This is a genomic window from Flavobacterium acetivorans, from assembly GCF_020911885.1.
Lineage (GTDB): Bacteria > Bacteroidota > Bacteroidia > Flavobacteriales > Flavobacteriaceae > Flavobacterium > Flavobacterium acetivorans.
On the sequence record NZ_CP087132.1, the window covers coordinates 232,271 to 256,336 of the forward strand.

Annotated in this window: 21 protein-coding genes; 13 read left to right on the forward strand and 8 right to left on the reverse strand. The window is 35.0% G+C overall.

Going from position 1 to position 24,066, the window contains the following annotated elements; translation table 11 throughout:
• Positions 1-208: 208 nt before the first annotated feature.
• The 4 genes from LNP19_RS00975 to argS all read right to left on the reverse strand — a co-directional run bounded on the left by LNP19_RS00975 (position 209) and on the right by argS (position 4,949).
• Positions 209-616 (reverse strand): DUF1801 domain-containing protein, encoded by a 408-nt coding sequence (locus tag LNP19_RS00975; protein WP_230062955.1) that lies wholly within the window; start codon positions 614-616, stop codon positions 209-211.
• 44 nt (positions 617-660) lie between these two features.
• Positions 661-1,551: a bifunctional 5,10-methylenetetrahydrofolate dehydrogenase/5,10-methenyltetrahydrofolate cyclohydrolase gene (locus LNP19_RS00980; RefSeq protein ID WP_230062956.1), complete on the reverse strand. Its 891-nt coding sequence runs from the start codon at positions 1,549-1,551 to the stop codon at positions 661-663.
• 121 nt (positions 1,552-1,672) lie between these two features.
• A complete protein-coding gene (gene ffh / locus LNP19_RS00985; RefSeq protein ID WP_230062957.1) occupies positions 1,673-3,022 on the reverse strand; it encodes a signal recognition particle protein in 1,350 nt (449 codons plus the stop codon).
• 148 nt (positions 3,023-3,170) lie between these two features.
• On the reverse strand, positions 3,171-4,949 hold the full coding sequence (gene argS / locus LNP19_RS00990; RefSeq protein WP_230062958.1) for an arginine--tRNA ligase: 1,779 nt from the start codon (positions 4,947-4,949) through the stop codon (positions 3,171-3,173).
• A gap of 288 nt (positions 4,950-5,237) precedes the next feature.
• On the opposite strand from argS, the gene LNP19_RS00995 reads away from it, so the two are divergent.
• A complete protein-coding gene (locus tag LNP19_RS00995) occupies positions 5,238-7,655 on the forward strand; it encodes a TonB-dependent receptor (protein ID WP_230062959.1) in 2,418 nt (805 codons plus the stop codon).
• Between the two features lie 140 nt (positions 7,656-7,795).
• On the opposite strand, the gene LNP19_RS01000 is transcribed toward LNP19_RS00995, so the two are convergent.
• A complete protein-coding gene (locus LNP19_RS01000; RefSeq protein WP_230062960.1) occupies positions 7,796-8,803 on the reverse strand; it encodes a 3-oxoacyl-ACP synthase III family protein in 1,008 nt (335 codons plus the stop codon).
• Positions 8,804-9,074: 271 nt separating this feature from the next.
• Here LNP19_RS01000 and LNP19_RS01005 point away from each other — a divergent pair, with 271 nt between their 5' ends.
• Positions 9,075-11,486 (forward strand): S9 family peptidase, encoded by a 2,412-nt coding sequence (locus LNP19_RS01005; RefSeq protein WP_230062961.1) that lies wholly within the window; start codon positions 9,075-9,077, stop codon positions 11,484-11,486.
• A gap of 56 nt (positions 11,487-11,542) precedes the next feature.
• Here the strand turns inward: LNP19_RS01005 and LNP19_RS01010 are convergent, their stop codons facing one another.
• The 3 genes from LNP19_RS01010 to LNP19_RS01020 form a co-directional block, all read right to left on the reverse strand.
• On the reverse strand, positions 11,543-12,487 hold the full coding sequence (locus LNP19_RS01010; RefSeq protein WP_230062962.1) for an ABC transporter ATP-binding protein: 945 nt from the start codon (positions 12,485-12,487) through the stop codon (positions 11,543-11,545).
• A gap of 136 nt (positions 12,488-12,623) precedes the next feature.
• Positions 12,624-13,319: a YiaD family glycine zipper/OmpA-like lipoprotein gene (locus LNP19_RS01015; protein ID WP_230062963.1), complete on the reverse strand. Its 696-nt coding sequence runs from the start codon at positions 13,317-13,319 to the stop codon at positions 12,624-12,626.
• A 21-nt stretch (positions 13,320-13,340) separates the two neighbouring features.
• On the reverse strand, positions 13,341-13,817 hold the full coding sequence (locus tag LNP19_RS01020; protein ID WP_230062964.1) for a lipocalin family protein: 477 nt from the start codon (positions 13,815-13,817) through the stop codon (positions 13,341-13,343).
• 180 nt (positions 13,818-13,997) lie between these two features.
• Between LNP19_RS01020 and htpG the strand changes: the two genes are divergently transcribed.
• The 11 genes from htpG to LNP19_RS01075 all read left to right on the forward strand — a co-directional run bounded on the left by htpG (position 13,998) and on the right by LNP19_RS01075 (position 24,066).
• Positions 13,998-15,884 carry a molecular chaperone HtpG gene (gene htpG / locus LNP19_RS01025; RefSeq protein ID WP_230062965.1) on the forward strand — a complete coding sequence of 629 codons (1,887 nt, stop codon included), beginning with the start codon at positions 13,998-14,000 and terminating at the stop codon, positions 15,882-15,884.
• Between the two features lie 355 nt (positions 15,885-16,239).
• Positions 16,240-16,785 carry a hypothetical protein gene (locus LNP19_RS01030; protein WP_230062966.1) on the forward strand — a complete coding sequence of 182 codons (546 nt, stop codon included), beginning with the start codon at positions 16,240-16,242 and terminating at the stop codon, positions 16,783-16,785.
• Positions 16,786-16,991: 206 nt separating this feature from the next.
• Positions 16,992-17,297 (forward strand): GIY-YIG nuclease family protein, encoded by a 306-nt coding sequence (locus LNP19_RS01035; RefSeq protein ID WP_230062967.1) that lies wholly within the window; start codon positions 16,992-16,994, stop codon positions 17,295-17,297.
• Between the two features lie 824 nt (positions 17,298-18,121).
• A complete protein-coding gene (locus tag LNP19_RS01040) occupies positions 18,122-18,826 on the forward strand; it encodes a VIT1/CCC1 transporter family protein (RefSeq protein WP_230062968.1) in 705 nt (234 codons plus the stop codon).
• Between the two features lie 215 nt (positions 18,827-19,041).
• Positions 19,042-19,941, forward strand: a complete 900-nt coding sequence (locus tag LNP19_RS01045) for an EamA family transporter (protein WP_230062969.1) — start codon at positions 19,042-19,044, stop codon at positions 19,939-19,941.
• Positions 19,942-20,000: 59 nt separating this feature from the next.
• Positions 20,001-20,363: a DoxX family protein gene (locus tag LNP19_RS01050; protein ID WP_230062970.1), complete on the forward strand. Its 363-nt coding sequence runs from the start codon at positions 20,001-20,003 to the stop codon at positions 20,361-20,363.
• Between the two features lie 29 nt (positions 20,364-20,392).
• Positions 20,393-21,100 carry an aquaporin Z gene (gene aqpZ / locus LNP19_RS01055; RefSeq protein WP_230062971.1) on the forward strand — a complete coding sequence of 236 codons (708 nt, stop codon included), beginning with the start codon at positions 20,393-20,395 and terminating at the stop codon, positions 21,098-21,100.
• Between the two features lie 60 nt (positions 21,101-21,160).
• A complete protein-coding gene (locus tag LNP19_RS01060) occupies positions 21,161-21,763 on the forward strand; it encodes an alpha-ketoglutarate-dependent dioxygenase AlkB family protein (protein WP_230062972.1) in 603 nt (200 codons plus the stop codon).
• A gap of 45 nt (positions 21,764-21,808) precedes the next feature.
• A complete protein-coding gene (locus tag LNP19_RS01065) occupies positions 21,809-22,636 on the forward strand; it encodes a sterol desaturase family protein (RefSeq protein ID WP_230062973.1) in 828 nt (275 codons plus the stop codon).
• Between the two features lie 117 nt (positions 22,637-22,753).
• Positions 22,754-23,032 carry a DUF2805 domain-containing protein gene (locus tag LNP19_RS01070; RefSeq protein ID WP_230062974.1) on the forward strand — a complete coding sequence of 93 codons (279 nt, stop codon included), beginning with the start codon at positions 22,754-22,756 and terminating at the stop codon, positions 23,030-23,032.
• Between the two features lie 86 nt (positions 23,033-23,118).
• Positions 23,119-24,066, forward strand: a complete 948-nt coding sequence (locus tag LNP19_RS01075; RefSeq protein ID WP_230062975.1) for an alpha/beta hydrolase — start codon at positions 23,119-23,121, stop codon at positions 24,064-24,066.

The following is a 24,066-nucleotide window of genomic DNA, read 5'->3' on the forward strand; positions in this document are numbered from 1 at the left end:
TTTTAGGTATAGCATTCTGAAATTACTCCGATTGCTATAACAAGTTCAACATTTCCGAATAATAATCGTCCATTTTAAGATTCTCTTTTTTTTAGTGCTGCAAAAGTATTCTTTATTTCTTATTCTATACCTATTTGGAAAATTTTTAAGGAATTTTAAATCTGAAATCATCGAAAAACTATTTTTATTTGAACACAAACCAACAAGCTTATTGTATCCTTCTTCGTCTGGTTTTAACGATTTGTTCGTCAATTAAAATAGCCTCATGAATTTTTTGCTTCAAAAATGAAATATCAATCTCTTTTATTGAAGTGAATATTTGTTTAGAACTAAATTGGGCTGTTTCAAAAGTTTCATCTAAAAAAGAAGCTCCTTTACAAAAACCTATTGCCACACTCTTTCCAACTTTCGCCCAAGGGACAGAAGCAGGCCAGATATAACAAATCCGCGAATGACGGTAATAAAAAGGAACATTGTAAGCTAATTTCTCTTTGCAATCCATCATGCATTCCAGAATAATTTTACGCAGATGGAGCACTATTTCCAGTTCGTCTTCTGGCAAATAACCCAGAAACTCTTCTAAAGTTTTAAATTGTATTCCTTGTGGATTTTCCATAAATAAAAAAAAGCCTATTCAGTTGAATAGGCTTGGTGATTTTATTATTCTTCTAATTTCAAAATTTTCATTTCTCTTGCCAAAAGTGTGTTTTTCATCAACATTGCAATAGTCATAGGTCCTACTCCTCCAGGAACTGGTGTAATAAAACTTGCTTTCTTACTCACATTGTCAAAATCTACATCTCCGGTAATCACATACCCTTTTTCGTTAGATTCATCGGCAACTCTGGTAATCCCTACGTCAATTACAACAACGCCATCCTTAACCATTTCAGCTTTCAAATAGTTAGGAACGCCAAGCGCTGTGATAATAATATCGGCCTGAGTTGTTATTTGAGCAATGTTTTTAGTATAACTGTGCGTTAATGTAACGGTAGAATTCCCTGGAAAACCTTTTCTTCCCATCAAAATACTCATTGGTCTTCCCACAATGTGACTACGACCAATAACAACAGTATGCTTCCCTTTTGTCTCTACATTATATCTTTCTAACAATTCCAGAATTCCAAAAGGAGTAGCAGGAATAAAAGTACTCATGTCCAAAGCCATTTTCCCAAAGTTCTCCGGATGAAATCCGTCAACATCTTTGCTAGGATCAACAGCCATCAATACTTTTTGCTCATCAATTTGCTCTGGAAGCGGCAATTGAACGATGAATCCATCAATGTTTGCATCTTCATTCAACTCTTTTATCTTTTTCAACAATTCTGTTTCAGACGTGGTGCTTGGCATTTTCACCAAAGTAGATTCAAAACCTACTCTTTCGCATGCTTTCACCTTACTTCCTACATAAGTTAAACTAGCACCATCATTACCCACAATTATTGCTGCTAAATGAGGTACCTTTTCCCCATTGTCTTTCATCTTTTGTACTTCGGCTGCGATTTCCCTTTTAATGTCCTCCGCTGTTTTTTTTCCGTCTAGTAGTTGCATTTTATATTTAGTTTCAAGTTTTAGAATTCTGAGACCTAAAGTTTTAGGTCGTATTGTAGTTATATATAAAAGAATAAGATTTAAAAACCCGAAAAATGGTCTTTAAATCTTATACATATTCTTAGTGCATTCCGCCTGGCATTCCTTTCATTCCGCCCATCATCTTCATGAGGTTTTTCCCTCCTGGTCCTTGCATCATTTTCATCATCTTACTCATTTGCTCAAACTGTTTCATCAATTGATTGACTTGTTCAATTTTTGTCCCGGAGCCTTTGGCTATTCTCGCTTTTCTTTTAACGTCTATAAGGGCTGGTTTTGATCTTTCAATAGGAGTCATAGAGTGAATGATAGCCTCAATGTGTTTGAAAGCATCATCTTCTATCTCTACATTCTTCATTGCTTTTGAAGCACCCGGTATCATTCCAACCAAATCCTTCATGTTACCCATTTTCTTCACTTGCTGAATTTGGGAAAGGAAATCGTCAAAACCAAATTCATTTTTGGCAATTTTCTTTTGAATTTTTCTGGCTTCATCTTCATCAAACTGCTCTTGCGCTCTTTCTACCAAAGACACCACGTCACCCATTCCAAGGATACGCTCTGCCATACGAACCGGATAGAACACATCAATAGCCTCCATTTTTTCTCCTGTTCCAACAAATTTAATCGGTTTGTTAACTACTGATTTTATCGAAAGTGCAGCTCCTCCACGAGTATCACCATCTAATTTAGTCAGGATTACACCGTCAAAATTCAAAATATCGTTGAATGCTTTTGCCGTATTTACAGCATCTTGACCTGTCATGGCATCCACAACAAATAAAGTCTCTTGTGGTTGAATTGCTTTGTGAACGCGAGAAATCTCATCCATCATTTCCTGATCCACAGCCAAACGACCCGCAGTATCGACAATAACCACATTAAAACCATTTGCTTTAGCGTGCTTAATTGCATTTTGAGCAATTTCAACAGGATTTTTATTCTCTGGTTCTGAGTAAACCTCAACACCAATAGAATCTCCCACAACATACAATTGCTGGATTGCCGCCGGACGATAGATATCACAAGCAACCAAAAGTGGTTTTTTGTTCTTTTTTGTCAAAAGATAATTCGCTAGTTTTCCCGAGAAAGTTGTTTTCCCGGAACCTTGCAAACCTGACATCAAGATAACGGTTGGTGCGCCAGAAAGGTTAATTCCTGCCACATCCCCACCCATCAATTCCGTAAGTTCGTCTTTAACTAACTTTACCAATAACTGTCCCGGCTGAAGTGTAGTTAATACGTCTTGTCCAATTGCTTTTTCTTTCACTCTTGTGGTAAAATCTTTGGCAATTTTAAAATTCACATCGGCATCAAGTAAAGCTCTTCGAACCTCTTTTAGAGTATCTGCTACGTTTACTTCGGTGATTTTTCCGTGACCTTTTAATATATGGAAGGCTTTATCTAGTTTATCGCTTAAATTATCGAACATGGTTTATTTTTTTATTGAAATGCAAAGATAAACTAATTAGATAATTAGGCAATTAGATAATTAGATAATTGACAACTCAAACAGAAGTTTATTTTAACAAAAAAACGACCTCAGTATGAAGTCGTTTTTTTGTTAAAATTAGATCAGTTTACATTCGCTCAGGAACATTAATACCTAACAAACTAAAAGAAGCCGCAATTGTATCAGCCACTTTTTTAGAAAGTTGGACTCTGAATATTTTTTTATTTAAATCATCTTCCCCAAGAATAGGAACAGCCTGATAGAACGAATTGTACTCACGAACCAAATCATAGGTAAAATTTGCCAGCAAAGCCGGGCTATGATGTTGTGCCGCATTTTGAATCACCTCAGGAAACAACTCCAGTTGTTTTACCAATTCTTTCTCTTTTTCGTGAAGTGTCACTATTTCAGACTTTACCGAAAAATCAAAATTAGCCTTACGAATAATCGATTGGATTCTAGCATAAGTATATTGAATAAACGGCCCTGTATTTCCAGCAAAATCAACAGATTCTTCCGGATTAAACAAGATGCGTTTTTTAGGATCTACCTTCAAAATATAATATTTCAAGGCGCCAAGACCAATTGTATTGTACAATTTTGCTTTTTCTTCAACAGAATAACTTTCCAGTTTTCCTAAATCTTCGGCAATATTTTGAGCTGTATCGGCCATTTCTTTCATCAAATCATCGGCATCAACAACCGTTCCTTCACGGCTTTTCATTTTTCCGGAAGGCAAATCAACCATGCCGTAGGATAAATGGAATAGGTTTTCAGACCATTCAAAACCTAATTTTTTCAAGATTAGGAACAAAACTTTAAAATGATAATCCTGTTCGTTACCCACTGTATAAACCATCCCGCCTACATCTGGAATATCTTTTACTCGCTGAATTGCGGTTCCAATATCCTGCGTCATATAAACCGCTGTTCCATCTGAACGAAGCACAATCTTACGATCTAAACCTTCATCAGTTAGATCAATCCAAACCGAACCGTCAGGATCTTTTTCAAAAACTCCTTTTTCCAGACCAATTTGAACTACATCTTTCCCTAATAAATAGGTATTACTTTCATAATAATAGCAGTCAAAGTCAACTCCCAAGTTTTTATAAGTAATAGCAAAACCATCGTAAACCCATTGGTTCATCATTTTCCAAAGTGCCTTTACCTTTTCATCGCCAGCCTCCCATTTCAAAAGCATTTCTTGTGCTTCTAATATAATTGGCGCTTGTTTTTTGGCTTCTTCTTCGGTTTTTCCTTCGCTCATTAATTGGTTAATTTCTTCTTTATAGGCTTTATCAAAAGCCACATAATAATTCCCAACTAACTTATCGCCTTTTTGACCAGTCGATTCTGGAGTTTCTCCGTTACCGAATTTCTGCCAAGCCAACATCGATTTGCAAATATGAATTCCCCTGTCATTAATGATTTGGGTTTTGTATACTTTTTTGCCCGAAGCCTTAATGATTTCGGCAACTGAATAACCCAAAAGATTATTACGAACGTGACCTAAATGAAGCGGTTTATTAGTATTTGGCGAAGAATATTCTACCATTACCGCCTTGTCGTCAGGATTTGGTGTTACAAAGCCAAATTTAGCCTCATCTTTAATTTCATTAAAGAAATTCAAATAATATTCATCCGAAATAACAATATTCAAGAAACCGGAAACCACATTAAAACGACTTACTTCAGCAAGATTTTCTACTAAATAATTCCCAATTTTATTTCCTAATTCTACCGGATTGCTTTTGACCAATTTTAATAAGGGAAAAATAACCATCGTGATATCACCTTCAAATTCTTTCCGTGTCGCCTGAAATTCAACTTTGTCAATTGCAATGTCAAATAAAGCTTGGACTGCTTTTTCAATAGAGGGCGTAAGAATTTCTGATAATGTCATTTTATGTATTTTTTTAAGACGGCAAAGATAGGCATAATGCAGCAAATTGAAAATTAGAAAACAAGATAATTTCCTACTCATAATAAGCACTTTAACGAAGATACAATTAGATTTCTTCACTTTTTATAAAAATTGTGTAACATTTTTTTCGTTTAGAAGTCTACTATAACAACTTTAGGAATTACAACTATCAAAACGGTAATATGTAAAAAAAAGTACTGTGTATTACATAATATTAAATTTAATATCCTAACTTTGCATCATCAATCATCTTTTAAATCAAAAATCATGAAACTTAAATCAATCTTAATCTGCTTTTTCGGAACCTTGCTTTCGATGCAGGCACAAACCTCAGCAAAACCAACTTTAATAGCAAGCCCAGGAAGTATTAGCGGAAAAGTGGTAGACAAGAAAAGCAACCAGCCTTTGCCTTATGTCAATGTCATTATTAAAGAATCAAACCAATTTATTACTGGCGGCATCACTTCTGACAAAGGAATTTTTGTCATCAAAAATCTGGAATTAAAAAATTACACTGTTGAAATACAGTTTATGGGATACAAAACCATTTCAAGAAAAGCTTCTTTAACCAATGACGACAAAAGCGTTGACATAGGTAGTGTCGCTCTGGAGGAAGACGCAATTGAACTAAAGGGCGTTGATATTGTCAGCGAGAAATCGACTATTGAACAAAAAATTGACCGAAAAATAATCAATGTAGGAAAGGATTTGATTTCTGCCGGAGCTACAGCTGGTGAAATCATGAATAATATTCCTTCGGTTAGCGTAGATCCGCAAACAAATGCGATCAGTTTGAGAGGAAATTCTAACGTACGTGTTTTAGTAGACGGAAAACCATCCAATATTGATCCTTCACAGTTATTGCAACAAATTCCATCGGCTTCGATCAAACAAATTGAGTTGATCACCAATCCATCGGCAAAATACAATCCCGAAGGAATGAGCGGAATCATCAATATCGTTTTGAACAAAAACAGTAAAATAGGATTCAACGGAAGCATTAACAATGGGGTAACCTTTGGAAAAACGCCAAAAGTAAATTCGTCTTTAGACCTCAATTACAGAAGCGGGAAATTTAATTTCTATGGAAATTATGGTTTTAATCATGGAAAAAATACCAACCACGGTTTTATAAGAAGCGAAGAAACGAACAAAGAAAATTTACAAAAATTTGAATTCAACAACAAAAATACTTCGCATCTGGCAAAAGTAGGATTGGATTTCTACCTGAATGACAACAATACTTTATCATTTTACACAAACCAAAGTTTCTTTTCGGGGAATGGTTTTGGAAGCACCGATGTAGATTATGTGAACAACACCACTAATACTGATTTACTGCAACTTTTTAATAATAAAAATAAAAGCAATTCTCAAACTTATAATTTTGACTATAAATTGAAGTTTAAAAAAGAAGGCCATAATCTGGAATTAGAAGTAAATTACAACAAAAACAATGAGCCCGAAGATGCTTATTATGCTGACTTGAACAGAAATGACCTTTCTTTAATAAGTTCATTTACTAATGATGTTGAAACAATTGGAAAAAACACCATCATCAATCTTGATTATGTGAACCCACTTTCAGAAACCACAAAACTAGAATTGGGATTGGAAAATAGACTGGAAACAACCAACAACAATTTATTTAGAAACAACAGCTACAATTCTGATTTTAGCTATGACCGTAAAATATATTCGGCCTATGCTACTTTGGGAAAACAATGGAAAAAATGGAGTTTTCAGGCTGGCGCCCGTTTAGAACAGTACAATGTAGAAGCTTTATTTAAAGAAGTTTCTAAACCTGACGGACCATTTGAGGATAAAATCCTAAGCCTTTATCCTTCTTCCTTTTTAAGCTATAATCCAAGTGATAAGAATTCCTTTAATTTAAGTTTTTCAAGAAGAGTAGACAGACCAAGTATTGGGCAAGTAAACCCAATCAGGGAATGGAGCACACCCACAATTGACTCTAAAGGAAATCCAGATCTTGTTCCTCAATTCACAAATTCGTATGAGTTGAATTACACCCGAAAAACAAAAATAGGTTCTATCACCTCAGGTGTTTTCTACAGAAGAATTGAAGACGAAATTACAAGAGTCATTTTTACAAATCCTGAAAACCCAAACAAACAGGTGTTGTCCTACGATAATTTCAACAACAACAATGCCTATGGAATTGAGGTATCCAGCAATTTAGATTTCAAAAAATGGTGGAGTGCCAATATCAGTTTAGACGCTTACAAGAAAAAAGTAAAAGGAACTATTGAGAATACACCTGGTAATTTTGAATTTGTGGAAGTCAATGCCACTACATTCAACGCCAGAATAAACAATACTTTTAAGGCTACAAAAGATTTGCGTTTTCAATTGTTTGCCATGTACAGAGGAGAAGATTTAAGCTTGCAATTCTTAAGAGAACCAATGTGGAAAATGGATTTAGGAAGCAGTTATAACATCCTAAAAGGAAAAGGAACCATCAGCGCGCGTTTCAGTGACATATTCAATTCGATGCACTTTGCCTTTAATGGAGACCGTCCTTACAAGTCAAATGGTCAATTCAATTGGGAAAGCCAATCTGTATATGTAGGATTCAATTATCGTTTTGGAAGCGGTAAAAACAAAGCAATCCAAAGAAAACAAAGAGATCAAAACGAAACCCAAGGAAGCGGTGGACTTTTATAAAAATTAGTTTTAATTATTTTATGTTGTAAAGAAGCTCGAAGCATGCCACTTCGGGCTTTTTTTTTACATAAAAAGCTATTCGTTTTGAAACGAATAGCTTTTTATTTTTATGCTCAACCTCGAAGATTAAACGCGAAAAACTACCATTTAATTATAGCACTTCCCCAAGTAAAACCACTCCCAAAAGCAGCCAAAACTACCGTATCACCAGTTTTTATTTTTCCTTGTTCCCAAGCTTCGGTCAATGCAATAGGAATAGAAGCCGCTGTAGTATTTCCGTATTTTTGAATATTATTGAAGACCTGATCGTCTGTCAATTTGAATTTATTTTGAATAAATTGAGAAATTCTCAAATTAGCCTGATGCGGTATCAACATATCAATATCCGAAACTTGCAAATTATTAGCCTGCAAACCTTCATTTATTACTTCGCTGAAACGAACTACAGCATTCTTGAACACAAATTGCCCGTTCATATATGGAAAATAACTTTCATCCTCTGCATCCGTATCGGCAAGAATATCAGTAACCCATCTTCCACCCATTCCCGGAGCTTTTACCACTAATTCTTCGGCATGCTGCCCTTCTGAATGCAAATGAGTCGAAAGAATACCTTTGGACAAATCTTCTTCTCTGCTCAAAACTGCCGCTCCTGCCCCGTCGCCAAAAATTACTGAAACCCCTCTTCCGCGCGTAGTCATATCCAAACCTGTTGACTGCACTTCAGATCCAATAACTAAAATGTTTTTGTACATTCCTGTCTTGATGTATTGATCTGCAACAGACAAAGCATAAACAAAACCGGAACATTGATTTCTAACATCCAATGCACCTACGGTTCTCAATCCTAAATCTCTTTGCACCAAAACTCCCGGTCCAGGGAAATAATAATCTGGACTTAAGGTTGCAAAAACCACAAAGTCAATATCCTCTTTAGCCACACCCGAACGCTCAATTGCAATTTTAGCAGCCTTAACACCCATCGAAGTCGTCGTGTCTTCTCCTCTTATAATGTGCCTTCTTTCTTGAATTCCGGTTCTTTCCTGAATCCACTCATCATTAGTGTCTATAATTTTCGACAAATCGTCATTGGTTACTATGTTATCAGGAACATAATATCCCAATCCTGTTATTTTAGAATGGTACATATTGTTATTATTTAATTAAAATAAGATTACAAATTTAATTATCCTTTAAAATTTCAGCTCACAAATTACAGTTTTTTTAATAAACTTCGGTTTTATATTCATTTCTTGAATAAATTAGGTGCTCTGGATTTTCTTTTTCCAATAAAAAAATGGGCTCTCATCAGTGTTTAGCACAAGAGGCAAAACAAACCTCATCGCTTGGCTGTAACAAACTTGGACTTCTATAGACAAATACCTAAATTTACACGCATACAATCAAAAAAAACTAACTATGAAATTAAAAGCTAGCTTTATCTTATTTCTATGTCTCGGTTTATCTGCCTTTGCGCAAGAAAACCTAACATACCAAAAACCATCCAAATCCATCTTAGATTTGGCCGATTTCGAAAGAGCACCTTCTGTATCAATGGATACCAAAAAAGAATACATGCTTCTTACCTACAGAAACACTTATAAAACTTTAGACGATCTAAATCAAGAGGAAATGCGTTTAGGAGGTTTAAGAATTAATCCAGTTACCAATATTTCTAGTACGGTTACTTATATCAATAATTTAAAAATCAGAAAAATAAACGCCAAAAACGAAACTCAAGTTTCCGGCTTACCTGAAAACCCTCGCATCAGCAATTTATCTTGGTCACCTAATGAAACAAAAATTGCTTTTTCGCACACCACAGCTACAGGAGTAGAATTATGGGTTATTGATGTGGCTACCGCCAAAGCTACAAAATTGACGGCTGCAAATGTAAATGCGAATCTTGGAAATCCATTCAGCTGGTTCAAGGACAACGAAAGTATTTTAGTAAAAATGTTACCTAAAAACAGAGCTGCCTTATTGGATGCTAAAAAAGATTTGCCTTTGGGACCAATTATTTCCAATGCCGACGGTTCAAAATCGCAAAACAGAACTTATCAGGATCTTTTGAAAAACAAAAATGACGAAGCTAATTTTGAAAACATTATCACTTCTGAATTGTACAAAGTAAACATCAACGGGGCAACCACCTTATTCAAAAGCGCTGATATGTATGCCGGAGAAGATTTCTCCCCTGACGGAAACTACCTAATGGTAACCACCATTGAAAAACCGTTTTCGTACATTGTTCCTTTAAACCGTTTTCCATCAAAAACAGTAGTTTATGACAAAGAGGGTAAAATGGTAAAAACAGTGAATGAAGTTCCATTATTCGAAATTATGCCAAAAGGTTTTATGGCGACCAGAACAGGTAAAAGAAGTATGAACTGGAGAAGTGACAAGCCTGCAACTTTGTCTTTTGTAGAAGCATTAGACCAGGGAGACCCTGCTAACAAAGTAGATTTTAGAGACGAAATATCTTTATGGAATGCTCCTTTTGATGCTACCCCTACTTCAATGATGAAAACAAAACAACGTTATGGCGGAATTATTTGGGGAAATGAAACTACTGCTATTGTTGTTGACCAATGGTATGATACCCGAAATACCAAAACTTATTTAATCAACCCATCGGATGCTAACCAAGCGCCAAAAGTGATTTCGGACCGAAATTCGCAAGACATTTATTCTGATCCTGGAAATTTTGAAACGATTAAAAACCAATACGGAAAACGCGTATTAGCCATTGAAAACAATAATTTATTTTTAATAGGTGCTGGTTTTACTAAAAATGGTCAATTTCCATTCATCGATGAATTCAATTTAAAAACATTAAAAACCAAAAGACTTTATACCTCAACTTACAAAGACAAGAAGGAGGATTTATTGTCTATCGAAGATTTCAAAAAAGGAACTGTATTAGTTCAAATACAGTCTAAAAATGATTATCCGAATTATTATTTCAGAAATATCAAACAAAACAATAAACTAACACCAATCACCAATTTCCAAAATCCGTTTGAAAGCATCAAAAATGTGAGTAAAGAAGTGATTAAATACAAAAGAAAAGACGGAGTAGAATTATCCGGAACCTTGTATTTGCCTGCAGGTTATGACAAAGTGAAAAAAGAAAAATTACCTTTATTGATTTGGGCTTATCCAGCCGAATACAAAGACAAAAATTCAGCAGGACAAAGCAGCCAAAACCCAAATGAATTCACCTTTCCTTATTATGGCTCATTTGTGTATTGGGTGACCAAAGGATATGTTGTTTTAGACGATGCTGCCTTCCCAATTATTGGTGAAGGAACTACGGAACCAAATGATAATTTCATCTCTCAACTGGTAGACAATGCTGAGGCGGCTATTAATGCAGTTGACGCTTTGGGTTATATCAACAAGAAAAAAGTAGCCATTGGAGGACATTCATATGGTGCTTTTATGACCGCTAATTTATTGACCCATTCGAATCTTTTTGCTTGTGGAATTGCCCGTAGTGGAGCTTACAATAGAACGCTTACTCCTTTTGGATTCCAATCAGAGCAACGCAATTACTGGGAAGTACCGCAAGTGTACAACACCATGTCTCCATTTATGAATGCAGATAAAATGAAGACTCCTTTATTGTTAGTTCATGGTGAAGCCGACAATAATCCTGGGACTTTTACCCTTCAAACAGAGCGTTATTTCCAAGCATTAAAAGGACTTGGAGCGCCAGCCAGAATGGTAATCTTACCTAAAGAATCACACGGATATGTGGCAAAAGAAAACATCTTACACCTACTTTGGGAGCAAGATCAATTCTTAGAAAAATACTTAAAAAATTAAGTGCTTCATTCTAAATAAAACAAAACCCGAAATGGATTCCATTTCGGGTTTTGTTTTTAGGATATCATCAAGGTGATTTCTTGGTTTAGTTCCAAAGGTTTGTCGTGCTCAAAGAAAATTACCTTTCGATCAAAAACCGCTTTAATCAAATAATGACTTCCTTTAAAATAAGATTGTTTTGCAACTGCTTTCATTAAGCCATTGTTTACCACCTTAAGCTGATGCGGATAGAGCAAAACCATTTCGTCCTCTCCATCAACGGGAACCAACTGTGATAGTTTCAACTCATTGACTTCACCAAAAAGGGAAGCCACATATTTATTTATGGGATTATTGTACAAACTATGAGAATCGGCTTTATCAACAATAATTCCGTTTTGCAACACAATGGTTTCATCGGCAAAAGAAAGTGCATCTGTACTGTCATGCGTAGCAACTATACAGCTAATTCCTCTGGATTTCAAATAGGCAAACAAGTTTCTCCTTAGCGCATTTTTCCTAAAATTATCAATATGACTAAAAGGCTCATCCAGCAATAATACTTCAGGTTCTAAGGCTAAAACTCTTGCCAAAGCCACTCTTTGCTGCTGACCACCGCTTAAATATTTTGCTTTTACATTTGCAAATTCAGTCATTTCAACAATCTCAAGCAATTCCTCAATTCGATCATTTTTCTGTTCCGGAAACGCATTCGAAAGATATTTACCTACATTCTCCGCCACTGTAATATAAGGCATCAAATCAAAATCCTGAGATAAGTATTTGATAAACGGCATTCCGGGAACCAAATTAAATTTTGGTCCCAAAATTTCGGTTTCGTTCCAAAAAATTTGTCCTTCATCCAGATCATACAAGCCATAAATCAGCTTCAAAAGTGTACTTTTTCCGCATCCGCTTTCGCCAATTACAGCTATATTCTGCCCTTTTTCTACGGTGAAATTAATATTATGAACTACTTTTTTATTGGTATAACCAAAAGAAATATTTTGAACTTGAAGCATGTTGTACTAATGAAATTTTGAGTCTGCAAAGATAGATTTCTTTGACAAAGATGAATTGACGAAATCTGATTTTATGATAAAAAAAAATCGCGCCGTTCTAAAACGACGCGATTTCCTGTATCTAAAAAAGCTTGTTTTATTTTCCTGCTTCTTTTTCAGCGTCCTGACGCATTTTGTCATTTGCAGTAATAGCAAACTCAACACGACGATTTTGACTTCTACCTTCAACGGTTTCATTTGATGCAATTGGATCGGCAATTCCCATTCCAGTTACGTGAAATCTAGCGGCAGAAATCCCTTTGCTTACTAAATAACTTCTTACTGAAGCGGCTCTTTCACCTGAAAGTTTCAAATTATAATCAGCAGGTCCTGTACTATCTGTGTAACCAAATATCGTAATATCAGTATCAGCATATTCTTGAAAAACAGGAACTAACTTATTCAAATTAGCTTTTGCAGCAGCAGTCAAAGTAGATTTGTTAGTATCAAAACGTACTGCATTCTCATTTAAAACCAATTGAATTCCCTCACCTACACGTTTTACCTCAGCCCCCGGAAGCGCTTCATCAATTTGTCTGGCTTGTTTGTCCATTTTGTTACCAATAACGCCACCGGCAACACCTCCAACAACGCCTCCTAGAACAGCACCCATGGCTCCTTTTCCGCCTTTCCCAAGATTATTCCCTAGAATAGCGCCTATTACCGCACCACTGGCAGCACCTATTCCGGCTCCTCTTTGTGTATTATTGGTGTTTTTCAACGCTTCACAACTGGTAAACATTGATCCAATAACCATTACTAATGCTATTGCAACTACTGAAATCTTTTTCATATCTCTATCTTTTTATCTTAATTAATTTGCTCTTTGAAACTGGTATACTACATCGGTTGCTTTTCCGCCCACATTGATTTTATCAATCAACTGAAACGAACTTTCGGTTTGATTAGCGATGTGCAACACATAACCGTCTCTTACTTTTCTGGCTTTTTCACCAGCATCCAAAATCTTCAAAATAAATTCTCCATTAGCATTGATAAACCATGTTATTGGTGAGCTAAACGCTGGACAATCATATTTTGTCAAGGCCATATTTCCTTTGTTATTGTTAGAAACAAATTTCCACGTGCTTCCTTCGAAACATTTGGAATCAGCCAATTGAAAGCTATTTACTTTTATGTACTCTGACCCAGGATAAGTCACTGCGCTAATTACCCAGTTCCCTTTTAAAGCAACTTGTGAATTTCTGTCTAATTTCTTCTCAGTAATTGAAGACGTTTTGCACGAAAATAACATTAAAGTTATTGCCGCTAAAAAAATTATTTTTTTCATTGTCATATAGTTTTATAATTAAACTAGTACAAAGATACAATCCTACAAACTGAAATTGTTTTAAAATTTAATTTTTTTATTTCAAAATTAGCAGTTACGACAATTTGTCACTTGCCCGTTAATTGGTATTCTATTTGAAAGTATTCGAAGAGATTGTAAAACCCTATAAAAAATTTAAATATGACAACTGGAAAAATTAATGTTTCGGTAGAAAACATCTTCCCATTAATCAAAAAGTTCCTATACAGTGATCACGAGATTTTTTTACGTGAATTAATTTCGAATGGGACTGATGCAACATTAAAACTAAAACATCTTACGAATATTGGCGAAGCCAAAGTAGAATATGGCAACCCAATTCTTGAAGTAAAAATTGATAAAGAAGGTAAAAAACTACACATTATCGATCAGGGAATCGGTATGACAGCTGATGAAGTAGAAAAATACATCAACCAATTGGCTTTTTCTGGTGCCGAAGAATTTTTGGAAAAATACAAAGACACGGCTAAAGATTCCGGAATCATAGGACATTTTGGTCTTGGTTTCTACTCTGCTTTTATGGTGGCTTCCAAAGTGGAAATCATCACCAAATCCTACAAAGACGAACCTGCTGCCCACTGGACCTGTGATGGAAGCCCAGAATTCACTTTAGAGCCAGCTGATAAAACCTCTCGTGGAACTGAAATTATTTTGCACATTGCCGAAGATTCTTTAGAATTCTTAGAAGATTCTAAAATCAGCGGTTTATTGAATAAATACAATAAATTCATGCCTATTCCAATTAAATTTGGAACAAAAACAGAAACACTTCCCAAACCAGAAGACGCTCCCGAAGATTACGTGAATGAAACGGTTGAATTAGACAACATTATCAACAACCCAAATCCGGCTTGGACTAAACAACCAACAGAATTGTCAGATGAGGATTATAAAACTTTCTACCACGAATTGTATCCAATGCAATTTGAAGAACCTTTATTCCATATTCATTTAAATGTAGATTATCCGTTCAACCTTACCGGAATTTTATATTTCCCAAAACTGGGTGCTGACTTGCAAATCCAAAAAGACAAAATCCAATTGTACCAAAATCAGGTATATGTAACCGATAATGTAGAAGGAATTGTTCCCGAATTCTTAACGATGCTAAAAGGAGTAATTGATTCACCGGACATTCCTTTGAATGTTTCTCGTTCTGGCTTGCAAGCCGATGCTGCGGTGAAGAAAATTTCGAACTACATTACCCGCAAAGTGGCTGATAAATTGAAATCTCTTTTCAACGAAAACCGTGAAGATTTCGAGAAAAAATGGAACGATATCAAAATTGTTTTAGAGTACGGAATGCTATCCGAAGACAAATTCTATGAAAAAGCAGGCGCTTTCGTTTTATACCCAACGGTAGAAAACAAATATTATACCCTGGAGGAATTAAAAGAAAACCTGAAGGAAAAACAAACCGACAAAGACGGAAAACTGGTTGTTTTATATGCCGGAAACAAAGAAACACAGCATTCTTATATCGAAATTGCACAGGAAAAAGGATACGAAGTATTGCTTCTTGATTCTCCGATTATCTCGCATTTAATACAAAAACTGGAGTCGGACAATAAGGATTTGGTTTTCGTTCGTGTCGATTCTGATCATATCGATAATTTAATCAAGAAAGACGATGCCGTTATTTCAAAATTGTCTGATGAAGAAAAAGAAAGCCTAAAAACTGTTTTAGAAACCATCGTTCCAAAACAAACTTATAGTGTACAAATGGAAGCTATGGACAGTCAAGCGGCTCCATTTATTATAACCCAACCGGAATTCATGCGTAGAATGAAAGAAATGAGTCAATCAGGTGGTGGCGGAATGTTCGGGATGGGCAACATGCCAGAAATGTACAATTTAGTGGTAAATACTAATTCTCCATTAGCAACCACCATTCTAAACACAGCCGACAAGACTGATCAAGAGCACTTGGTAAAACAAGCTTTAGACCTGGCTAAACTGTCTCAAAACCTATTAAAAGGAGAAGCTTTGACTGCCTTTGTAAAACGTAGTTTTGAAATGATTAAATAGTATATTCGGTTATTTGATTATTCGTTTAACCGTTTAAAAAAAAGACCTGCTAGTGAAAACTTGTGGGTCTTTTTTTTTGGAGCAAATCGATTGATTTTCACAACAACTTCCCTCCCGCTATTCGTTGCAATCTTTTACTTTTAAAGAAAAAGTAAAAGGATTTCCACTGCTATCGGGGCTAATAATTTCGTTTCCTTTCGAAATACATTTTGTAGGAATATTTTAATATATTTGACAATAAATAACTAATGACAAGCTATACGAGTAAAACTACTTTAAAACATTGTTTTATAGATAATCTGAATTGAACAAAACATTCTTTTTAAACAAACTAATAATCATAAACACCAAAAACATGAAAAAACTTTTATTCAAGATAAGTGGAATTTCTACATTGCTACTATTTATTTCCTGTGCAAATTTGCCATCAAACAACATCAATCAAAATTTCACTCCTTCAAATGACGAAGGAATGATAATTGGTGCATTATCATTTAAAAACGAAAAACCTATATTTAACGGATACTCTTTATTTTATACTGGAGAAAACATTACTGACTTGAAAATCAAAAATAGAATTTACATAACTCCTGAACAAATGGTTAAAATGAAATTTAAACCAGATTTTTTTGATAACGAAAAAGCTGTATATTATTTTTCTATTACAGAAAAAGAAGGTCAATATAGTTTTTCTTCTTTCTCCACATTCATGAATGGTGGATATATTCAAAAGCATGGTTCTGTTCCAATTAATATTCCTTTCAAAATTGAAAAAAACAAGGTGCTATATATTGGTGAAGTTTATGTTGATTATAACAAAAACAAGATAATCCTAGTTGATAAAAAAGATAGAGATATTCCAAGATTAAAAACAAAGTATCCAAACTTAAAAATAGAATAAACACCATCCAATAGTGCGAATTTGCAATCCATGTCCACAAAAAAAGCAACTTTGTAGAGTTACTGAATGAGATTGCTTCGTTCCTCGCAATGACAAACTTGGTGGCTTAAGTCATTGCGAGCGGTAGCGAAGCAATCACACTAAAAGGAGTAAATCTAGTGTATAAAATGCTATTACATTGCTAGCCCTCCATAAAACTAAAAAAGATGAACCCAGGATTTGTCTATATCATTACTAATAAATATCAAACAGTAGTGTATGTTGGTGTCAAATCAAATCTTCCGCAAAGAATTATAGAACATAAAAATAAGAAATATCCAAAATCATTTTCAGCCAGATACGATGTAAACATATTAGTTTACTATGAGCAATTTCAATGGATTGGAGATGCTATAGCCCGTGAAAAACAAATAAAAGCGGGTTTAAGGACTGCCAAAAACAAATTGATTCAATCTATCAATCCAACATGGAAAGATTTATTTGACGAAATTAGAGATATAATGACTGAATAATAGCTATTTTAAATTTAAAACCATGGTCAAAACAATGCGCTAATTTGTCGAATTACTGAATGTGATTGCTTCGTTCCTCGCAATGACAATCATGCGGATATAAAAAACCCCGCTCCGCAAAGTGTAGCAGCTTTGCAAACGTTGCTGACTTTGTACTATGGGAAGTCTAGTGTAGTGAAATCAGAAATTGACGCAAATTAACGTAATAGATAACTAATTTTAAAAAATAGTAACTATATGATACATTTAACCTCTTTATTTCTTCTTTTACTTTCGCCATTGCTATTCCAGTTATTCTTTGGAATCAAAGCGATTAAGTGCTCAATTTCTTTAAGTTTTTGGCAAGTAAGTTCAATAAGTCTACTTGGACATGTATTTTTTGCAATTTTGAACCTTTATCTAATGAGTGAATCATTAAGACATGCCACTCATAAAAACGGATTGGCTTGGGTCTTTGTTTTAATCATTGAATGCATCGTTGGAATCATATTATTAACAACAATTTTTATACAACGATACATACAATATCGGAAGAAGAAATCGAAGTCGTAAACAAATAATTCATACCCGCTCTTCCTAATATTTCTCAACATAATCAAAGTCAACGTGGTTGAGTATCCATTACTAAAAGATTTTAATTTGTTCTAAGAGTGTTTATTACATAATATTTTGTAGCAAAAATCAACATAATTATCCTTTTAATTCGTATTTTCGATTAATAGATAAAACTGCTTTAGCAACATAAAAGCAGCTAAAGAGAACAAACTTTTGATATCAATTACAAAATACTGTCCTGAATTCAAAACATTTACACCAAAACAAAAATGAAAAATCAAGCAGATAATTATTTAGACAATCACTATATCCATAGAAGTAACTGGCTTAGAGCAGCCGTTCTTGGAGCCAATGATGGAATCCTTTCTACAGCCAGTTTAGCAATAGGAGTTGCAGCGGCGAGTGACAACAGAGAATTAATTGTTTTTACAACTTTGGCAGGCTTAGTTGCCGGTGCCTTATCAATGGCCGCAGGTGAATACGTTTCGGTAAGTTCTCAAACAGATATTGAAAAAGCAGATATTGAAAGGGAAAAGCAGGAGCTAATAGAAACCCCTGAACTAGAATTACAGCGATTAGCAGAAATATATGAGAAAAGAGGTTTGAAAAAAGAAACCGCACTAACCGTTGCAACTGAATTGACACAGCACGATGCGTTAGGCGCGCACATCAGAGATGAATTAGGTCTTAATGAAATCAGTCAGGCCAAACCCATTCAAGCCGCATTTGCCTCGGGCGCCGCTTTTACCTTAGGCGGAATGCTTCCGCTTTTAGTCGCTCTCTTTCTGCCATTAAAAAAAATGGAATATTCTCTTTATGGATTTGCCCTTTTCTTTCTGATTATTTTGGGATCATTTGCGGCCAAAACCGGAGGTTCAAGCATGACCAAAGCAATCCTTCGAATTACTTTTTGGGGAACCATCGCAATGGGACTAACTGCTTTAGTTGGTTATTTATTTGGTGTAAATCTATAGCACAACATCCTCGAAATGCACTTTTATTGATTCCGTTCACAAAAAACCAAGAATAATTTCATTCTGATACCCAAGACCTCTAAGTCCTTATTTCCCGATTTTTTTTATTGAATACATAGGAGTAGTAATCTCGTTTTACAGGATTATATAAAAAAGCAAAACGGCCAATTCAAAACTTAAAGCGCTATCTTTGCCGGACTTTTTAAATAAAAAAAATGATTAAAAATAGTGTTCTAAAGGGAGTTTTTTTAGTTGGATTTGGAGCCACCAGTTATGGAATGTTAGCCACTTTTGTAAAAATGGCTTATGATGAAGGCTACACAACTGCCGAAGTCACCAGCTCACAATTCATATATGGAATTTTAGGCTTACTGCTTATCAACTTATTTCAAAAGGCAAAAAACAAAAATACAGCTACAAAAGCTTCAAAAAAAAACATCTTCCATCTCATGCTGGCTGGAACTTCCTTAGGAATGACGAGTCTTTTCTACTACTTAGCCGTAAAATACATTCCGGTTTCTATTGGAATTGTGTTATTAATGCAAACGGTTTGGATGGGTGTTTTACTTGAAATGATTTTAGAGAAAAAAATCCCTTCGACCCAAAAAATCATTTCGGTGGTGATTGTTCTAGTAGGAACCGTCTTGGCTACTAATTTAATCAATAATGAAATAAAACTAGACTGGCGCGGCATCGTATGGGGATTTTTGGCAGCAGCCTCTTTCACCACAACAATGTTTACCGCTAATCGTGTTGCAGTTGGGATTTCTTCTGCTCAACGCAGTTTATATATGCTCTTTGGAGGTGCGGTGATTGTGTTTTCATTTGCCTTAGCCACACAAACCACCGCATTTAACTTTGCTATTTTTCTCAAATGGGGTATTATTTTAGCCCTTTTTGGAACCATAATTCCACCGATGCTCTTGAATGCCGGATTCCCTCTTACAGGAATCGGATTAGGGAGTATTGTCTCAGCATTGGAACTTCCTGTTTCGGTTATGATGGCTTATACTCTTCTAGGTGAAACCGTAAATCTAACCCAATGGTTTGGAATTCTTTTAATTATTCTGGCAATTATAATTATGAATATCAATTTCAAAAAACAACTTAATTAATAGCAATACGTATTTTATCGTTAATTTTTTATTAAATTCGTAATGAATAATTTTTTATTATGAATTTACCTTGGCATCTTTATATAATGGCTTTTGTGTACTTGCTCGCAGGAATAAACCATTTCAGATCTCCCCGACTTTATTTAAAAATTATTCCGCCTTATTTCCCTAACCCCAAATTATTGAATGTGATAATTGGTATTGCCGAAATTGTTTTGGCAATATTGCTATGCATTCCTAATTTTTCAAAATATGCTGCCTGGGGAATAATAGCCTTATTGATTGCTGTTTTTCCAACCCATGTTTATATGTACAATAATGAAAAAGCAAGAATGGGACTAGCTAAATGGGTTTTATTTTTACGTATGCCTTTACAACTAGGCTTGATTTACTGGGCTTTTCAATATACTTTTTTTCAATAATTAACTCTAAACCTTTTAATTACTCTATTATGAAAAAACTATTGGCAGAATTTTTCGGAACCTATTGGTTAGTCTTTGGTGGTTGTGGTAGCGCTCTTTTTGCGGCAGGGATTCCTGATTTAGGAATTGGATTTGCTGGGGTCGCTCTCGCTTTTGGTTTAACCGTTTTGACTATGGCTTATGCGGTGGGACATATTTCTGGCGGACATTTTAACCCAGCTGTTTCGTTTGGATTATGGGCCGGAGGAAGATTTTCATCCAAAGATTTAATCCCTTATATTATTTCGCAATGCATAGGCGCGATTGCCGCAGCGGGAACTTTGTATCTGGTTGCTTCAGGAAAGGTCGGTTTTATAATTGACAATACTAAAGCAGGCGCTTTTGCCTCAAATGGTTTCGGTGCCTTTTCTCCAGATGGCTATTCGATGCAGGCTGCTTTCACCGCCGAGTTTGTACTGACTTTATTTTTTCTATTAGTAATCCTTGGCGCAACCGATAAATTTGCCAACGGAAAATTTGCAGGGATTGCCATAGGTTTAGCCCTTACATTGATTCATTTAATTAGTATCCCCATTACCAATACTTCTGTAAATCCTGCAAGGTCTTTATCTCAGGCATTATTTGTAGGAGGCGAACCTTTATCACAAGTATGGTTGTTTTGGCTCGCCCCTATTTTAGGAGCTATAGCTGCCGGTTTAATTTATAAAAATCTACTGCAAGACCATTCTGAAGCTTAAATTATTATTAAAGAGAAAAACGAAATTTAGCCCTTTCGTTTTTCTCTTTATTTTTGTACTATGAAATCACTTTTTCAATTAGATCCTATTCCGCTCCATCTGCCTGATGCAGAAATCATGTATTATCCCGCTTTTTTTGACAAGAAAGAAGCCGATGAAATTTATGAGGAATTAATGAATAGCATTCCTTGGCAACAGGATGAGATCACCATTTACGGCAAAAATCATTTACAACCCAGACTGACTGCTTTGTATGGAAATGAGGGAAAGTCCTATTCCTATTCTAATATAAAAATGGAACCACATCCTTGGAATTTGCTTTTGCAAAAAATAAAACTAAAAATTGAAAGCACAACCGGTACCACATTTACGACAGTCTTGCTCAATCACTACCGTGATGGAAAAGATAGCAACGGCTGGCATGCTGACAATGAAAAAGAATTAGGAATAAATCCGGTAATTGCTTCTTTGAGTTTTGGAGCTGAACGAAATTTTCAACTCAAACACAATTCTAATAAAGAACTCAGGAAAAGTATTATTCTGGAGCATGGCAGTTTATTATTAATGAAAGGCAGTACGCAACATTTCTGGAAACATCAAATTCCAAAAACTGCAAAACCCATTGGCCCCAGAATAAATTTGACTTTCCGGTTTATCAAATAATTTCGCATCTGAAAAATCATTACATTTAAAATATCCACTTGCCATATGACTGAAATTATCTCCTATTTTTCAAGCATCCCTTCATCGCACCGAAGTCTGATTTTAGTTGGTGGGATTGCTCTTTTTTGGCTGATAGAAAATGCCTTCCCTCTTTTTAACTTCAATTATAAAAAATGGCATCATGCAGGAATCAATATTTTTCTCACCTTGACAACTATCGTAATTAATTTTCTTTTGGCTTTTATTTTATTGCAATCGGCCAATTGGACTATTACTAACCAATTTGGCATTCTACAATGGCTTCCGCCCATGTCTTTATGGCTTTATACCTTAGTTGGTTTACTTCTGCTGGACTTGATTGGCGCCTACCTCGTTCATCTTATCGAACATAAAACAAAAATGTTATGGCGTTTTCATTTGATTCACCACACTGATACCTGGATTGACACCACTACGGCTAACAGGCATCATCCCGGAGAAAGTGTCATCCGGTTTGCATTTACAACCTTAGGTGTTCTCATGGTAGGCAGTCCCATGTGGATGGTTTTCGTCTACCAAACCCTTTCGGTCATTGCAAGCCAGTTCAATCATGCCAATATTGCTATACCTGAAAAATGGGACAGAATATTGAGTTACTTTATCGTTTCCCCAAATATGCATAAAGTACACCATCATTACCAACTTCCTTATACCGACAGTAATTACGGAAATATTTTCTCTATTTGGGACCGTCTTTTTGGAACTTTTATGGCGCAGCCAAAAGAAAAAATCGTTTATGGAGTAGACACTCACATGAAGATGGAAGAGCACAACCAATTAAAAAATTTATTAAAAATACCGTTTCAAAAGCAACGATTATTAAAAAAGAATTAAAGTCTAAAAAAAAACACCTTTTTGATCAGAACTAATTATTTTTTTTATTAATATTGGTATCTAATTTAGAATCAATTATATTAATCATTTAAAACTATTAGAATTAATTTTCACGTGATGAAAAAGAGTAACCGCAAAGAATTAAACTGGGAACAAACAGAAAAACTTGTTACATTGGCCTTAGAGGAAAAAAATCCTTTTGAAATCATTAAAAAGGAATTTGGCTTGGCCGAGAAAGAGGTTCTTGAGATTATGAAAAAGAAGATGCCCGCAGAAAAATTTGAAATGTGGAAAAAGAAAGCGGCAGCAAATAAACCGAAACCAAAACCAGTTAAGATAGATGATTTTGACGAAGATTTGGATGGAAAATATTACATAAAAAACAAATTAGACTAAAATAAAACTCCCGTTTAAGGGAGTTTTTTTATGCAAAAACTGTAACGTTTTCATCCTTAGAAGAACATATAACTAAAAACCAAATAATGAAAAAACCACTATTATTACTGTTAGTTTTACTTTCAACACTTTGTTTTTCACAGGAAAACAAAGAACTTATTTCTTTCAACAAAAAGGAAATAACGATCAATCCGTTAATAAAAGGAGCTTTGTACTCCCCTTTAAAGGAAAATAAAAAAACAAATCTTGTCATTCTAATTGCGGGTTCAGGCCCCACGGACAGAGATGGGAATCAAAAAGGAATGACTAACAATTCTTTGAAATATTTAGCAGAAGATTTGGCTAAAAACGATATTGCCGTTTTCAGTTATGACAAAAGAATTATTGCTCAAATGGCTGCTGGAATCATGGATGAAAAAACGCTTCTTTTTGATGATTTTATAAAAGATTCTAAAGACATTTTGACCTTCTTTAAAAACCAAAAGAAGTACAACAAAATTATAATTGCCGGTCATAGTGAAGGGGCATTAATAGGAATGATTGCCGCAAACGGGAATGCTGATGCCTATATTTCATTGGCTGGAGCCGGCCGAACAATCGATGCTGTTATACTGGAACAAATAGAAAAAAAGGCTCCTTTTCTAAAAGAAGAAGTTCAAAAAAATCTTGAATCGCTGAAAAGCGGAAAAACATTCGAATTAAAAAATCAAATGTTAGCTTCACTTTTCAGAGAAAGCGTTCAACCTTATATGATCTCTTGGATAAAATACGACCCACAAAACGAAATAAAGAAACTACAAATCCCTGTGCTCATCCTTAACGGAACTAAGGACTTACAAGTAACCGTTTCCGAAGCTGAATTATTAAAAAAAGCAAAACCCGAAGCAAAACTTGCCATTATAGAAGACATGAATCATATTTTTAAAGAAATCAAAGGCGATGATAGCGAAAACATGAAATCATACACTGATCCAAATTTAAGGCTAACAGATAAACTAGTAACCACAATCAATCTTTTTATTAAATCATTATAA

What these genes read in the sequence shown, in the direction of transcription:
- LNP19_RS00975 (WP_230062955.1), bottom strand. Translation starts at nt 616, where the DNA reads ATGGAAAATCCACAAGGAATACAATTTAAAACTTTAGAAGAGTTTCTG.
- LNP19_RS00980 (WP_230062956.1), bottom strand. Translation starts at nt 1,551, where the DNA reads ATGCAACTACTAGACGGAAAAAAAACAGCGGAGGACATTAAAAGGGAA.
- ffh (WP_230062957.1), bottom strand. Translation starts at nt 3,022, where the DNA reads ATGTTCGATAATTTAAGCGATAAACTAGATAAAGCCTTCCATATATTA.
- argS (WP_230062958.1), bottom strand. Translation starts at nt 4,949, where the DNA reads ATGACATTATCAGAAATTCTTACGCCCTCTATTGAAAAAGCAGTCCAA.
- LNP19_RS00995 (WP_230062959.1), top strand. Translation starts at nt 5,238, where the DNA reads ATGAAACTTAAATCAATCTTAATCTGCTTTTTCGGAACCTTGCTTTCG.
- LNP19_RS01000 (WP_230062960.1), bottom strand. Translation starts at nt 8,803, where the DNA reads ATGTACCATTCTAAAATAACAGGATTGGGATATTATGTTCCTGATAAC.
- LNP19_RS01005 (WP_230062961.1), top strand. Translation starts at nt 9,075, where the DNA reads ATGAAATTAAAAGCTAGCTTTATCTTATTTCTATGTCTCGGTTTATCT.
- LNP19_RS01010 (WP_230062962.1), bottom strand. Translation starts at nt 12,487, where the DNA reads ATGCTTCAAGTTCAAAATATTTCTTTTGGTTATACCAATAAAAAAGTA.
- LNP19_RS01015 (WP_230062963.1), bottom strand. Translation starts at nt 13,319, where the DNA reads ATGAAAAAGATTTCAGTAGTTGCAATAGCATTAGTAATGGTTATTGGA.
- LNP19_RS01020 (WP_230062964.1), bottom strand. Translation starts at nt 13,817, where the DNA reads ATGAAAAAAATAATTTTTTTAGCGGCAATAACTTTAATGTTATTTTCG.
- htpG (WP_230062965.1), top strand. Translation starts at nt 13,998, where the DNA reads ATGACAACTGGAAAAATTAATGTTTCGGTAGAAAACATCTTCCCATTA.
- LNP19_RS01030 (WP_230062966.1), top strand. Translation starts at nt 16,240, where the DNA reads ATGAAAAAACTTTTATTCAAGATAAGTGGAATTTCTACATTGCTACTA.
- LNP19_RS01035 (WP_230062967.1), top strand. Translation starts at nt 16,992, where the DNA reads ATGAACCCAGGATTTGTCTATATCATTACTAATAAATATCAAACAGTA.
- LNP19_RS01040 (WP_230062968.1), top strand. Translation starts at nt 18,122, where the DNA reads ATGAAAAATCAAGCAGATAATTATTTAGACAATCACTATATCCATAGA.
- LNP19_RS01045 (WP_230062969.1), top strand. Translation starts at nt 19,042, where the DNA reads ATGATTAAAAATAGTGTTCTAAAGGGAGTTTTTTTAGTTGGATTTGGA.
- LNP19_RS01050 (WP_230062970.1), top strand. Translation starts at nt 20,001, where the DNA reads ATGAATTTACCTTGGCATCTTTATATAATGGCTTTTGTGTACTTGCTC.
- aqpZ (WP_230062971.1), top strand. Translation starts at nt 20,393, where the DNA reads ATGAAAAAACTATTGGCAGAATTTTTCGGAACCTATTGGTTAGTCTTT.
- LNP19_RS01060 (WP_230062972.1), top strand. Translation starts at nt 21,161, where the DNA reads ATGAAATCACTTTTTCAATTAGATCCTATTCCGCTCCATCTGCCTGAT.
- LNP19_RS01065 (WP_230062973.1), top strand. Translation starts at nt 21,809, where the DNA reads ATGACTGAAATTATCTCCTATTTTTCAAGCATCCCTTCATCGCACCGA.
- LNP19_RS01070 (WP_230062974.1), top strand. Translation starts at nt 22,754, where the DNA reads ATGAAAAAGAGTAACCGCAAAGAATTAAACTGGGAACAAACAGAAAAA.
- LNP19_RS01075 (WP_230062975.1), top strand. Translation starts at nt 23,119, where the DNA reads ATGAAAAAACCACTATTATTACTGTTAGTTTTACTTTCAACACTTTGT.